The sequence below is a fragment of the Aeromicrobium sp. genome (assembly GCF_014378035.1).
GTDB lineage: Bacteria > Actinomycetota > Actinomycetes > Propionibacteriales > Nocardioidaceae > Aeromicrobium.
Map to the genome: position 1 here is coordinate 1 of NZ_JACMOM010000362.1, position 12,590 is coordinate 12,590.

Below are 12,590 nucleotides of genomic sequence, written 5' to 3' on the forward strand. Positions count from 1 at the left end.
CGGCGCTCGCCTCATCGGCACGGTCATCAACATGTCACCCATACCGAAGCGCGGACGCTCAGGCTATGGATACGGTTATGGCTACGGCTATGCCCCTGAGGCCGGACGGTCCAAATCCGGCGGCAAGAACACCAAGCCGAGACGCCACGATGTGAAGCACGAGTCGACCGTGGACCCTTTCGCAAAGCCTCGGGTCGATCCCGACATTGATGCAGCGATCCATCCCGTTGAACCCCGCGTGGGCACCCGACACGATTCGTACTAGGGCTTGTTCCAGCTCTCGCCCTGATCGGTACTGACGTAGACATCGCCGTCCACCAGTGCGCCGAGGAGAACTGGCGCACCGCCGATGGCCACTGCTGTCTTGGTGTCGCTGATACAACCCAACGGTTCCCAGTTGCCGCCCGCGCTCCCGGTCGCATAGACGCGTGACGCGCAACCATCAGCCTTCGCGATACCGAAGCCGTCGCGGATGGTCGAGAACGAGACCGCACTCAATCCGTCGAGCGCACCGAGGCCCACCCAGGTGTCGCCCGCGTCATCGGTACCGCGGACCTGACCGTCCTTACAGCCGACCCTGGCGTTCCGATCACTGATCGGCCATACCGACAACACTTCGCAATCGGCAACGGCCGGGCCTTGCGGTGTCAGGACGTTGTCGCCATCGACATACCATTCGTCACCGGTGTCGGTGCGCTTCCAATCCTCACCGCCGTTTTCGGTCGCGTAGCTAAAACTCTTGCAATTGGCATCGGTGCCGACGATCGACATTTCGGCGGGCGTCGTGAGTGTGACCGCACGTATGGACGTCACCGCAGCCGAGCGATCGCCGTTGGCGTCGGACTTCTCCGCGAGCGGGAGGGCGATCTCCTTGAAGTTCGCGGCCTGGTCGATCGACAGTTCCAGGCTCGGCGCGGAGGGGTCGTCACAGGAGCCTCGTATGAAGCGAGCCATGATATTGCCGGTGACCACCAGACCCGTGGGATCTTCCGTCTTGGGATCTGCAGACGTTGACATGGTCGCCGAAGGGGTCTCAGTCGGGACGGACAGTGAGGAGTCTTGCGAGGGCGGCCGTTGGTTGACGTGCCTGATGGCAAACGCCGCGGCGACGAGGTCCACGAACACGAACAAGACAATCGCCGTGATCTTGAGACTCTTCGTCACGCGGAGCAACCTTCGGGGCTGGGGGAACAGTGGGCCACAGTCTAGCGACCGGAGGCTCTCGGACGCTGTCAGCGGCCGGTAAGCGACGGTGCGTGGTTTCAAGGCTCCGCTACGCCCCGCACCTCAACCACCTGAGAGGTCGGATAGACGTTGCCTCGGCGATCAACCTGACAACGGGCTGGCCCGGCTCCGGTAATGCCCCTGGGTTCACAACGACAAACACAACGGCGGTGCACCCCCAAGGGGATGCACCGCCGTTGTCGTGGTTCTTCGTGGTGCCTCGCGGTTTCAAGATGGCCGCAAGCGGCCTCCTCAACCAGCGTTCTCAGATGTTGGCGAGTGCCGAATCGATCTTGATCGCTATGTCGACGACCGTGCCGATTTCGGCGACCTGACGGTCGACCGACTCCGCCCGCGGCGCGAGGGTGCGCAGGGTCCATTCGCCCGGGCCGGCAAAGAAACGGAACTGTCCGGTCGCCGAGGTCGGAACCTCGGCGGTGAACTCACCGCTGCGGTCGAGCAGCCGCACGTAGGCATTGCCCACCGGCTGGTCGTCGAGGGTCACGATGCCCTGAATGACGGCCTGGTTCTTGACGTCCACACCTTCGAGGCTGGGACCGCCCTTGATCGCGCCGCACATCAGGCCACGCCCGCTTCGTCACCGAGGGCAACCGGCACTGCTCGCAGCGAACCGTATTCACTCCACGAACCGTCATAGTTCTTGACGTTCTTGTAGCCGAGGATCTCGTGCAGGACGAACCACGTGTGCGAGCTGCGCTCACCGATACGGCAGTAGGCGATGGTGTCCTTGCCCTCGTCCAACCCGGCGCCCGCGTAGAGCGCCTTCAGCTCGTCGTCGCTGCGGAACGTGCCGTCGTCGTTCGCGGCCTTGCTCCACGGCACGTGGCCCGCGGTCGGGATGTGTCCTCCGACCTGCGCCGCCTCCTGTGGGAGGTGCGCCGGTGCAAGCAGGCGTCCCGCGAACTCGTCGGGGCTGCGGACGTCGATGAGGTTCTTGGTGCCGATCGCCTCGATGACCTCGTCGCGGTAGGCGCGGATGGCCTCGTTGGGCTCCTTGGCCGTGTAGGTCGTCGCCGTGCGTGCGGTGACATCGGCCGTCAGCTCGCGGCTGTCGAGCTCCCACTTCTTGCGACCACCGTCGAGCAGACGGATGTTGTCGTGGCCGTAGTAGGCGAGGTACCAGTAGGCGTAAGCGGCGAACCAGTTGTTGTTGCCGCCGTAGAACACCACGGTGTCGTCGTTGCCGATGCCCTTGGCCGACAGCAACGCCTCGAGCTTGTCCTTGCCCACGAAGTCGTGGCGGACGCCGTCCTGGAGATCCTTCTTCCAGTCGAGCTTGATGGCCCCGGGGATGTGCCCCTTGTCGTACGCCTCGGTGTCCTCGTCGACCTCGACGAGGACGATCTTCGGGTCGGCCAGGTTTTCCTGGACCCAGTCTGCGGTGACGAGCGCGGATTCACGGCTCATGCTGTACCTCCGTTGTGTGCCCTCATGGGCGTGGGTTGGTGAGAATGGAAGAGCAGGACGTTGTCAGGCGTCGACCGGCGCAAGCCGGCGGACCGCCAGGTAGAGCTCGCACCCGAGGCACAGGCCGATGGATGCGTTGAGCAGGGCCGCCACGAGCGCGAACGCTGTGGCGACCAGACCAGCGGTAGTCGCTCCCAGGAGAAAGGCCACCAGCGCGACCGTGGTGAACCCGAGCCCCACCATCTGGGCGAAGCGGGGCGGGCGCGCATCCTCGAACGACGGCGGCGCACCGACACGGGGACGGACGACCTTCGCGAAGAAGATCGCGTAGGGCGACCGCCTCAGCCCGACCAGCGCCGCCACCGCGAAGACCGCCACCTGGGCGGCCAGCAGGATGACGTTGACCGGCGCGGGCGTGACGAGCACAAGAGCGAGCACCGCCGCGGTGATGGTGGCGGCGACGCGAAGGCCGCGTGGATCGACCTGTTCGGATGCAGACATGATTCTCCAGCGCTGGGTTTCGGCACGATCCGGCACGGCCGGGATGTGCGGGGACTGACGGGCAGAAAAGTCAGCGCGTGCGACACAGCGAGGAGCGCGTACGGCAGTTGTCCACTGCCCGGCGCCGCGTCAGGTATGTCGTCTGGAACATGTCTCCAGAATAGGGACCCCGTCCGGAGTTTTCACTCCCAAGTCCCACGATGTGGACACTCGTCCCACATGGTGGAGCCGACGCCGTTATCGGAGGGAATTATTGCCGCTCGCCGACGGCATTGCCGAGGGCCGCGAGCACTTGCTCGCGCCGTGGGAGGCCCGACGCGCGTGTGCTGACCGTCCCGGCGGCATCGAGGACGAGCACTGTGGGCGTCCGCATGATGTGGAGCCGGCGCACGAGGTCGAGGTTCTCTTCGGCATCGATGTCGATCGTCGCGACCCCGTCGACCGTCTTGGCGATGTCGGTCAGCAGGACTCGCGTGGCGCGGCACGGGGCGCAGAACGCACTCGAGAACTGCACGAGCGTCGCTCGTTCGCCCAGCTCGGCGCCGATGTCGACGGCAGAAAGACGCTCGCGATCGTCGGCGCGCGCGCCGTCCCGGAAGGCACCGTTGGTGCGACGGATGCCCCATGCTGCGCACCCGGAGAACCCGAGCGCGAACAGAAGCACCCACAGACCAGTCATGATCCCAGCGTACGTCGCGGCATCACAGGCCGGGCGCGCCGACGAGCTGTCCACCGACGAAGACGATCGGTGCTGCCAGCGCGATCGACATCGCCCCGGGGAAGCCCCAGCCGGCAGCGGCGTGGGTGCGCCCCTGCGACCAGGCCCCGCCGAGGATCTGACCGAGGACAGCGAACAACGCTGTACCGGATCCGATGGCAACCCCGAAGACCCCCGTCAGGACCGAGTCGACGCTCAGCGCCACCGCCGCACCCGCCGCGCCGCCGGCCACGATCGCGAGCGACCCGCAGACGAAGCGGTCGATCGGCAGGAGCCACACCAGCAGCCCACCGGCGAGCCCCGCCGCGCCCACGGCAACGGACGCCGCGCCGCCGATCGACTGCGCGGCACCGATCCACCCCACGCAAAGCGCAGCGAACACGCCCAGCGCCACGGCGTATCCGGTCGACGACACGAGGTGCGGACGTCCGTCGGTTCGCAGCATCTGCGAGACGAGGGCGACGAACAGCCCCACAGCGATGGCCGGGATGATGCCGCCGAGCATCCCGGTGTCGACCGAGCCCACGATGTTGAGCGACGAGCTGCCTGCGCCGTCGAGAAGATGAGGTGCCAGCGTGAGGGCCGTGGCGACGACGCCGGCACTGGCCGCCGCTGCGAATCGCGGGGCGCTGATCGATCGACCCTGCGGATCGGCCGGCCTCGGCGCAGAGGCGATCTGTGCCTGGGCAATCAGGACGCCCGCGGCCACGAGCACCGGGTCGGTGTAGGCGGCGAGAGTGATGACGCCGGCGAGCGCCAGCGACAGCAGGGTGGATTCGAGGCGTGGCACCCCCGCATGATGTCATCCACCGTGGGGTGGCGTGCAGCCTTCGGCGCTCAACCTCCCGCGAACGGCGGCAGGAGCTCGACCGTGTCACCTGGGTGCAGCGTGACCTCGTCGTGCGGCCGGGCCCCCACGGGCGTGTCGCCGACCAGGATCGAGCAGGTCGCTATCACGTCGTCGAATCGATCGCTGTCGCGGTGCCTCCGGCTGATCTCCGCGAGCAGGGTGGCGAGGTCGTCTGCGGGGACGATTTCGCGTGCCAGACCCGCGGCGGCGCGAGCCGACGCCCAGTAGTTCACCGTCACCCCGGGGTGTTCGGAGTCGACTGTGACGTCGTTCTCATTCTCTTCGGATGATGGTGATTGACCGGACACATGTCGTATTGTCGACCATGCGACGAGGCCACGGTGACTCACCATGGCCTTTTCGCATTTGGTGCAACGTCTTGATGGTCACACCACGCAGCACGGAGGTCGACACATGTCCCACCTGCTTCTCCTCACCAAGAGCACGCAGTCCTCGGTCGAGGTGCTGCCCGCACTGGCGCTGTTGCCGCACCACGTCAAGATCTTGCCGGCCGAGGCCAGCGCACTGCTCGACGCGCCGCCGTGCGACGCGGTCCTCGTCGACGGGCGCCACGACCTCGCGCAGGTGCGGAGCCTGACGCGCGTCATCCGCACGACCGGGATCGAGTGTCCCCTCATCCTGATCCTCACCGAAGGTGGCCTGGTGGTCGCCGCGGCCGACTGGGGCATGGACGACGTCATCCTCACCACTGCCGGACCGGCTGAGCTCGAAGCCCGGCTCCGGCTCGGCATCGGGCGCGTCGCCGCTGGGCTCAATGGCGACAACGACAGCCACCTGATTTCTTCGAGCGGGCTCGTGGTCGACGACACGACGTACACCGCGAAGCTCGAGAACCGCACGCTCGACCTCACGTTCAAGGAGTTCGAGCTCCTGAAGTTCCTTGCGCAGCACCCGGGCCGGGTCTTCACCCGGCAGCAGCTTCTCCAGGAGGTCTGGGGCTACGACTACTTCGGCGGCACCCGCACGGTCGACGTCCACGTGCGACGCCTGCGCGCCAAGCTCGGCACCGACAACGAGACGCTCATCGGCACCGTGCGCAACGTCGGCTACCGCTTCGTCGCCACGAAGGCCGAACCCGCTCGCGACTCCGCCGACACCTCGGCGTGACCTTCACCTGCTGAACAACATGACCGCGGCCGCGGTGACTCCCGCCGTCACGACGAGCGAGCGGAACAACCCCGGCGGCAGTACTCGGCCGACCCGCGAGCCGACGTAGCCGCCGATCACCGACCCGGCACCGAGCAGCCCGACGACGGCCCAGTCGAGGTCGGCGATCGCGATGAAGATGACTCCAGCGACGACATTGGCCGACAGCACCGCCAGGGTCTTCAGAGCATTGACGACCTTGAGCTCGAGATCGAGACCCAGTGCGAGGATTGCCACCACCACGACGCCCTGGCCGGCGCCGAAGTAGCCCCCGTACACGCCCGCGAAGGTCGTGAGCGTGGCGATGCCTCGCGTCATCCGCGTTCTCGACGACCCGAGCTCGTGGCCCTCCCGCTTGATCCGGAGCCACGCCGAGATGCGCGGCTGGAGACCGACCAGTGTGCAGGCGAACAGGATCAGCCACGGCACCAGAGCGTCGAAGACGCCGGCGGGGAGCCGCAGCAGCAGGAAGGCTCCGGCGATCGAGCCGGCGGCACCCGTGAGCAGCACCGCGATCGTCAGGCGTGGGTGGGTCGACAGCTCCCTGCGGTAGCCGAACGACCCACTGAGCCCTGCCGGGATGAGGCCCACCGTGTTCGAGGTGTTGGCCACGACGGGCGGCAGGCCGAGAGCGATGAGCACGGGAAAGCTCACGAGGGAGGCCACACCGATCGCGGACATCACAAAACCCGCCCCCAGACCGGCAGCGACCACGGCGAGCTGCTCCAGCGGACCCATCCGTGCCGTCAGCCGCGCAGGACGGCGACGTCGCTGACCATCTCGACGTGGCTGTGCATCGCTGCGGCTGCTGCTGCGGGATCTCCGGCACGGATGGCCTCGGCAATGAGGCGATGTGCTGTCAGTGAGTCGCGCGGGCGTCCGGGCTGCGACAGCGACTCGATCCGCGTCTCGAGGATCAGCTCACTGATCTCGCCCATCATGGTCGCGAGCAGTGACGAGTGAGCCGCTTTCGTCACGGCACCGTGGAAGAGCTCGTCGCCCTCGACGCCGCGCCCTCCCGACCCGATGTCCTTGTCCATGACCTCGAGAGCGCTGTCGATGTCCTGCATGTCCTCATCGGTACGACGTTCGCCGGCGAGGGCCGCGATCTTGGTCTCAAGGGCGTCGCGCGCATCGATGATGTCGGGGAGCCGCTTGGCATGCTCGCGCAACGCCTCCAGGACTCGCTGCCGGCCGGTGACGTCGGTGAGGATGGCACCGTCGCCGTGCCGCACCGCCACGACGCCAATGACCTCCAGCGCGACCAACGCCTGGCTCACCGTGGCGCGGCTGACGCCGAGCCTCGCGGCGAGCTCACGCTCGGGAAGCAGCCGGTCGCCTGGCTTCAGTCCGTTCTCGGCGACCCAGCTGGTGATCTGGCCCGCCACCTGCTCGTAGAGCCGTGGACGGCTGAGTGGCTGCAGCCCCATGGTCGGCCTCTCGTCGGCCTGCCCTGCGTCGTCCATGTCCATGCGTACCAGCGTATTGACAATTGGTCTGGTTGCCTATTGGCTAGGCCACTGATCCAATCACCGTGACGCGCATCACACCGCTGGAAGCGGCGAGGCGCAACCATCATCAAAGGACTTCTATGGGACCGGAATGGGTAGCAATCATCGCCCTCGTGGCGTTGTTCGCGATCGGGACGGCACTGCCGATCAACATGGGCGCACTCGCCTACGTCGCCGCGTGGCTGGTTGGCACGTACTCGCTGAACCTCGATGACAAGGAGATCCTTGCGGGCGTGAGCGGCGACTTGATCCTCACGCTGATCGGGGTCACCTACCTCTTCGCCATCGCACGCAACAACGGGACGGTCGACCTCATCGTCACGCAGGCTGTCAGGGCGGTCGGCGGCCGGGTCGCGCTGATCCCCTGGGTCATGTTCGCGGTGACGGCGTTGCTCACCGGCATCGGCGCGGCCAGCCCTGCAGCGTGCGCCATCATCGGCCCGATCGCGCTCGGCTTCGCCGGGAAGTACAAGATCAACCCACTCATGATGGGCATGTTCGTGGTGCACGGCGCCCAGGGCGGCGGCTTCTCCCCCATCAGCATCTACGGGACGATCACCAACTCCGTGATGCGGGACAACGGCCTCGAGGTCGGCGAGATGACGCTCTTCCTGTCGAGCCTCGCCGTCAACCTCATCATGGCGAGCATCCTGTTCGTGCTGCTCGGCGGACGTCAGCTCATGTCCCAGCGCATCGTCGCCAACTCCGACGAGCTCGTCGACAGCCTCCACACGGGCGGTGCGCAGGTGACCGCCCGCGGCTACGGCACCTCGGCGCCCACCGGCACGCACGGATCTCCGGGCACCAACCCCCGGCGGGTGCGCACCGACCAGATCCTGACGCTTTTCGCCTTCGTCGGCGTCGCTGTCGTCGCGTTGGCGTTCGACAAGAACATCGGCTTCGTGTCGATCACCGCCGCCGTCGTCCTCGCGATGCTTGCTCCCCACGAGCACAAGGGCGCCGTCAACCAGATCGCCTGGCCGACGGTCCTGCTGGTCGCCGGGGTCAGCACGTACGCCGCGATCCTCACCGAGGCAGGCTCCCCCGAGTTCGTCGGTAAATGGGCCGCCGGCCTCGGCGCCGCCATCGTCGGTGCGCTGATCCTTTGCTACGTCGGCGGCATCGTCTCCGCCTTCGCCTCGTCGACGGCACTGCTGCCGATCATCATCCCCATTGCCCTGCCGATCATCGCCGAGCACGGCATCAGCGCCGTCGCGCTCGTGGCCGCGCTGGCGATCTCCTCGACGATCGTCGACGTGAGCCCGTTCTCGACCAACGGCGCGCTGATGCTCGCCAACCGGCCGGACACCATCGGTGAACAGGTCTACTACAAGCAGATCCTGACCTACAGCGTGATCGTGGTCGCCGTGGGCCCGCTGCTCGTGTGGGCCGCGCTCGTCCTTCCGGGGTGGGGCTCGTGACGACCCGCAGCGGACCACTCGACGACCTTCTCGTGGTCGACCTGTCACGGGCGCTTGCCGGACCGCACGCCACGATGATGCTGGGTGACCTCGGCGCGCGGATCATCAAGGTCGAGGCGCCCGGCCGCGGTGACGACACCCGGGGGTGGGGTCCGCCGTTTCGCTGGCCGGGTGACGACGGCCATGCGGGATCGCGTGCCGAAGCGGGTGTCGACGACGACTCGGCGCGGGAGTCGACCTATTTCTTGTCGACCAACCGCAACAAGGAGTCGATCGCCCTCGACCTGCGCGACAAGGACGTCGGGGGTGACCGCGACATCTTCCTCGACCTGGTCGCGCGGGCGGACGTGCTCGTCGAGAACTTCCGCACCGGCGTCCTCGAACGGCTCGGGCTGAGCATCGAGTCGCCGCAGGAACGTCACCCCAGGCTGATCATCCTGTCGATCACCGGCTTCGGCCACGATGGCCCCGAGGGTGGACGCGCAGGCTACGACCAGATCGTGCAGGGCGAGGCCGGGCTGATGTCGATCACCGGCTCGGCGCCGGACGACCCGCAGAAGCTCGGGACGCCGATCTCGGACATCCTCGCAGGGATGTACGGCGCGTACGGGGTGCTCGCGGCGCTGCACGAGCGCGACGAGACCGGCCGGGGCACTGTCGTGCGCACGTCGCTGCTCGCGGCAACCGTGGGCGTGCACGGGTTCCAGGGCACCCGATGGACCGTCGCCGGCGAGGTCGGGCGGGCACAGGGAAACCACCATCCCTCGATCTCCCCCTATGGACTCTTCCGCTGCGCCGACGGCGCCGTGCAGATCGCCGTCGGCAGCGAGGGGCTGTGGCACGACTTCTGCGCCGGGTTCGGCCTCGACCCGGCGACACCCGGCATCGCCACCAACCCCGAGCGGGTGGGCAACCGTGAGCGTGTCGTCAACCTCGTCGAGGAGGTCTTCGCCAGCTGGAAGGCGGCCGACCTGCTCATCAGGCTGGACGAGGTCGGCATCCCGGCCGGCAAGGTTCGCTCGATGGACGAGGTCTACGCGTGGGAGCAGACAGCGAGCCAGGGCCTGCTGATCGACGTCGAGCACACGACACTCGGTACGTTGACCCTGCCGGGTCCGCCTCTACGATTCTTCGACACCGGTGGACGCGAGATGACCAGCACGGTGCACGACTCGCCGCCGGTGCTCGACGAGGACGGCGGCGCAATTCGACAATGGCTCAGCGAGACAGCATCGACGAGACAGACCCCAGGGAGAACCGATGAGTGACCGCCTCACCGCGCACCAGCTGCTCGACCTCGTCCTCGACGACGGATCGTTCGAGTCGTGGGACTCCCCCGTCGACCGCTCCGGGCTCGACCCCACCTACCAGCAGGAGCTGATCGCGGCGACCGAGCGGGCCGGGACCGACGAGTCGGTGCTCACGGGTCGCGGGCTCATGCGCGGTCGCCCCGTCGCCGTGCTGGTCAACGAGTTTCGCTTCCTGGCCGGATCGATCGGCCGCGAGGCCGCCCTTCGGATCGTGGCGGCAGTGCGACGCGCCACGGCGGAAGGCATTCCCGTGCTCGCCACCACCGCGTCGGGCGGCACACGCATGCAGGAGGGCACGCCGGCATTCGTCCACATGGTCGACATCTCCCGCGCGCTGATGGACCACCGGGCGGCCGGGTTGCCCTACCTCGTCTACCTGCGACACCCCACGACGGGCGGCGTCTTCGCGTCATGGGGGTCGCTGGCCCACATCACGATCGCCGAGCCCGGTGCCCTGATCGGCTTCCTCGGACCCAAGGTGTACGAGCTGCTCGAGGGCAAGCCGTTCCCGCCCAACGTCCAGACCGCCGAGAACCTCGCCGATCGCGGCATCATCGATGCCGTCGTGCTGCCCGACGAGCTGCCCATGCTGATCGACCGGGCCCTCGGCCTGCTGATCGACGCGCCCACGCCTCAGATCCGCGAGCGGCGGACCAGCGACGTGCACCGCGTCCGCTCAGCGTGGGACTCGATCCAGATCACCCGCGGGCCCCGCCGGGCCGGGGTGCGCGAGGTGCTCCGGTACGGCAGTGACGCGACCGTGCGCCTGCAGGGCACCGAGAAGGGCGAGCGCGACAGCGCCATGATCGTCGCCCTCGCCCGGCTCGACGGTCAACCGTGCGTCGTGATCGGCCAGGACCGCACCAAGCAGACCCGGGCCAAGCCAATGGGTCCGGCCGCCCTTCGTGAGGCCCGGCGGGGCATGCGGCTCGCCAACGAGCTCAGGCTCCCCCTGGTCTCCTTCATCGACACTCCCGGCGCTGAGCTCTCGCCGGAGGCCGAGGAGGGGGCCATCGCCGGTGAGATCGCGCGCTGCATCAGCTGGATGTCCACGATGCGGGTGCCGACGGTGTCGGTGCTCCTCGGGCAGGGGTGCGGCGGGGGCGCGCTCGCGCTGCTGCCGGCCGACGTCGTCATCGCTGCCGAGAACGCCTGGCTGTCGCCCCTGCCGCCCGAAGGTGCGAGCGCCATCGTCCACGGCGACCTCGACCACGCGGCGGAGATGGCTGATGCCCAGCACGTCGGCGCTATCGATCTCTACCAGAACGGCACCGTCCAGCACATCGTCCCCGAACCCGTCGGCGACCCGCCCGATGCGTTCGCGCGGGCGATTGCCGCCGAGGTCTCGGCGCAGGTTCGGGCGCTGACCACCCGATGAGCGCCCGTCCCGCGTCGAGCATCACCGAGCTCGCGGAGATCGCCACCGCCGTCGACCATGTCGCGCCGTTGAACGAGGCGAGCCTGCTCGCACTTCGTGACCGCGTCCGACCCAGGGTGCTCGTGCAGCACACCGATGACGCCGGATCGATGATCGCCGTCGCGTACGCCTCCGGCGTCTCGCCCGTCGAACTGGTCGTCCATCCTGACCACAGGCGGACCGGTCACGGGCGCCGGATCGTCGACGAGCTGGTGGCCGACGGTGAGACGGAGTTCTGGGCGCACGGCGACCTGCCTGCCGCGCAGGGCCTCGCCGGAGCGACCGGACTCGCCGCCGGCCGCACACTGCTCGCGTTGCGGCTGACCTTCGACGGGCCCCCGGCCCGCGAGCAGGTGCCGGACGGAGTGACGTTGCGCAGCTTCTCCCCCGACGATGCCGACGCGATCGTCGCCGTCAACGGGCGCGCGTTCGCCAACCATCCCGAGCAGGGAGCGATGGACCGGGCCGACTTCGACCGCCGCTTGTCCTCGGGGTGGTTCGACCCGCTGGGCCTCTTCGTGGCCGAGCGCGACGGCCGCGTCATCGGGTTCCACTGGACCAAGGTCGAGAACGGGATCGGCGAGGTCTACGTCGTGGGCATCGACCCCACCGCCCAGGGTGGCGGGCTCGGCACGGCACTGACAGCCAGGGGGCTCCGCCACCTCTACGAGCAGGGCCTCGAGATCGTCGACCTCTATGTCGAGGCCGACAACGCCCCGGCGCTGAAGGTCTACCGCACCCTGGGCTTCACGGACCATGCACGAGACACCCTCTACTCCCCCACCCCAGCTCGCGAGTCACTTTCCTAGGGCAGTGGTCAGGAGAGCCCTCGTTGCAGGGCGGCGGCGGCGCGGCGCATTGCCCGTGGTGCCGATCTGCCGAGAGACACCATGTTGGCGAAGGAGTGGATCAGCCCCTCCTCGCACACGTACTCGACCTGCACACCGGCATCGCGGAGCTTGTCGGCGTAGGCCTTGCCCTCGTCGATGAGGGGGTCGAAGCCGGCTGTGACGACGTAGGCCGGGGCGACGCCGGCGACATCC

15 protein-coding genes and 1 pseudogene are annotated in these 12,590 nt (G+C 68.0%); 6 read left to right on the plus strand and 10 right to left on the minus strand.

Annotation, left to right across the window (positions count from 1 at the left end; translation table 11 throughout):
- Positions 1-265: pseudogene (locus H7290_RS19025) on the plus strand (hypothetical protein); the annotation flags it as partial.
- On the opposite strand, the gene H7290_RS19030 reads toward H7290_RS19025, so the two are convergent.
- From H7290_RS19030 to H7290_RS19060, 7 genes are all read right to left on the minus strand, one after another.
- Positions 262-1,119, minus strand: a complete 858-nt coding sequence (locus H7290_RS19030) for a hypothetical protein (RefSeq protein ID WP_290515595.1) — start codon at positions 1,117-1,119, stop codon at positions 262-264. The pseudogene H7290_RS19025 and the gene H7290_RS19030 sit on opposite strands and share 4 nt — an antisense overlap.
- A gap of 370 nt (positions 1,120-1,489) precedes the next feature.
- Complete coding sequence (locus H7290_RS19035) at positions 1,490-1,804, minus strand: DUF1416 domain-containing protein (protein ID WP_290515596.1); 315 nt, start codon at positions 1,802-1,804, stop codon at positions 1,490-1,492.
- Positions 1,804-2,652, minus strand: coding sequence for a sulfurtransferase (locus tag H7290_RS19040; RefSeq protein ID WP_290515597.1), 849 nt, complete (start codon positions 2,650-2,652; stop codon positions 1,804-1,806). Before H7290_RS19040 ends, H7290_RS19035 begins: the two co-directional genes overlap by 1 nt.
- A gap of 63 nt (positions 2,653-2,715) precedes the next feature.
- On the minus strand, positions 2,716-3,153 hold the full coding sequence (locus H7290_RS19045; protein WP_290515598.1) for a DUF4395 domain-containing protein: 438 nt from the start codon (positions 3,151-3,153) through the stop codon (positions 2,716-2,718).
- Positions 3,154-3,403: 250 nt separating this feature from the next.
- Positions 3,404-3,832 carry a thioredoxin family protein gene (locus tag H7290_RS19050; protein WP_290515599.1) on the minus strand — a complete coding sequence of 143 codons (429 nt, stop codon included), beginning with the start codon at positions 3,830-3,832 and terminating at the stop codon, positions 3,404-3,406.
- Positions 3,833-3,854: 22 nt separating this feature from the next.
- Positions 3,855-4,661, minus strand: coding sequence for a hypothetical protein (locus H7290_RS19055; protein ID WP_290515600.1), 807 nt, complete (start codon positions 4,659-4,661; stop codon positions 3,855-3,857).
- A 47-nt stretch (positions 4,662-4,708) separates the two neighbouring features.
- On the minus strand, positions 4,709-4,954 hold the full coding sequence (locus H7290_RS19060; protein WP_290515601.1) for a MoaD/ThiS family protein: 246 nt from the start codon (positions 4,952-4,954) through the stop codon (positions 4,709-4,711).
- A gap of 181 nt (positions 4,955-5,135) precedes the next feature.
- On the opposite strand from H7290_RS19060, the gene H7290_RS19065 reads away from it, so the two are divergent.
- A complete protein-coding gene (locus tag H7290_RS19065) occupies positions 5,136-5,849 on the plus strand; it encodes a response regulator transcription factor (protein WP_290515602.1) in 714 nt (237 codons plus the stop codon).
- Between the two features lie 3 nt (positions 5,850-5,852).
- On the opposite strand, the gene H7290_RS19070 is transcribed toward H7290_RS19065, so the two are convergent.
- Together H7290_RS19070 and H7290_RS19075 are read right to left on the minus strand one after the other, a co-directional pair.
- Positions 5,853-6,626, minus strand: a complete 774-nt coding sequence (locus H7290_RS19070) for a sulfite exporter TauE/SafE family protein (RefSeq protein ID WP_290515603.1) — start codon at positions 6,624-6,626, stop codon at positions 5,853-5,855.
- 8 nt (positions 6,627-6,634) lie between these two features.
- Positions 6,635-7,360, minus strand: coding sequence for a FadR/GntR family transcriptional regulator (locus tag H7290_RS19075; RefSeq protein ID WP_290515604.1), 726 nt, complete (start codon positions 7,358-7,360; stop codon positions 6,635-6,637).
- A 119-nt stretch (positions 7,361-7,479) separates the two neighbouring features.
- Between H7290_RS19075 and H7290_RS19080 the strand changes: the two genes are divergently transcribed.
- From H7290_RS19080 to mshD, 4 genes are read left to right on the plus strand one after another with little or no spacing between them, the layout of a single operon-like run.
- Positions 7,480-8,820 (plus strand): SLC13 family permease, encoded by a 1,341-nt coding sequence (locus tag H7290_RS19080; RefSeq protein ID WP_290515605.1) that lies wholly within the window; start codon positions 7,480-7,482, stop codon positions 8,818-8,820.
- The gene (locus H7290_RS19085; RefSeq protein ID WP_290515606.1) at positions 8,817-10,088 is read left to right on the plus strand and encodes a CoA transferase; all 1,272 of its coding nucleotides are present in this window, start codon (positions 8,817-8,819) and stop codon (positions 10,086-10,088) included. The genes H7290_RS19080 and H7290_RS19085 overlap by 4 nt, the downstream gene beginning before the upstream one ends.
- Positions 10,081-11,508 (plus strand): carboxyl transferase domain-containing protein, encoded by a 1,428-nt coding sequence (locus H7290_RS19090; protein WP_290515607.1) that lies wholly within the window; start codon positions 10,081-10,083, stop codon positions 11,506-11,508. Before H7290_RS19085 ends, H7290_RS19090 begins: the two co-directional genes overlap by 8 nt.
- Positions 11,505-12,356 carry a mycothiol synthase gene (gene mshD / locus H7290_RS19095; protein WP_290515608.1) on the plus strand — a complete coding sequence of 284 codons (852 nt, stop codon included), beginning with the start codon at positions 11,505-11,507 and terminating at the stop codon, positions 12,354-12,356. Before H7290_RS19090 ends, mshD begins: the two co-directional genes overlap by 4 nt.
- A gap of 8 nt (positions 12,357-12,364) precedes the next feature.
- Here the strand turns inward: mshD and H7290_RS19100 are convergent.
- Positions 12,365-12,590, minus strand: a 226-nt coding sequence (locus H7290_RS19100; RefSeq protein WP_290515609.1) for an alpha/beta hydrolase fold domain-containing protein, incomplete at its 5' end; no start/stop codon positions are given.

Coding starts and splice junctions, on each gene's coding strand:
- H7290_RS19035 (WP_290515596.1), bottom strand. CDS start 1,804: ATGTGCGGCGCGATCAAGGGCGGTCCCAGCCTCGAAGGTGTGGACGTC.
- H7290_RS19040 (WP_290515597.1), bottom strand. CDS start 2,652: ATGAGCCGTGAATCCGCGCTCGTCACCGCAGACTGGGTCCAGGAAAAC.
- H7290_RS19045 (WP_290515598.1), bottom strand. CDS start 3,153: ATGTCTGCATCCGAACAGGTCGATCCACGCGGCCTTCGCGTCGCCGCC.
- H7290_RS19050 (WP_290515599.1), bottom strand. CDS start 3,832: ATGACTGGTCTGTGGGTGCTTCTGTTCGCGCTCGGGTTCTCCGGGTGC.
- H7290_RS19065 (WP_290515602.1), top strand. CDS start 5,136: ATGTCCCACCTGCTTCTCCTCACCAAGAGCACGCAGTCCTCGGTCGAG.
- H7290_RS19070 (WP_290515603.1), bottom strand. CDS start 6,626: ATGGGTCCGCTGGAGCAGCTCGCCGTGGTCGCTGCCGGTCTGGGGGCG.
- H7290_RS19075 (WP_290515604.1), bottom strand. CDS start 7,360: ATGGACATGGACGACGCAGGGCAGGCCGACGAGAGGCCGACCATGGGG.
- H7290_RS19080 (WP_290515605.1), top strand. CDS start 7,480: ATGGGACCGGAATGGGTAGCAATCATCGCCCTCGTGGCGTTGTTCGCG.
- H7290_RS19090 (WP_290515607.1), top strand. CDS start 10,081: ATGAGTGACCGCCTCACCGCGCACCAGCTGCTCGACCTCGTCCTCGAC.
- mshD (WP_290515608.1), top strand. CDS start 11,505: ATGAGCGCCCGTCCCGCGTCGAGCATCACCGAGCTCGCGGAGATCGCC.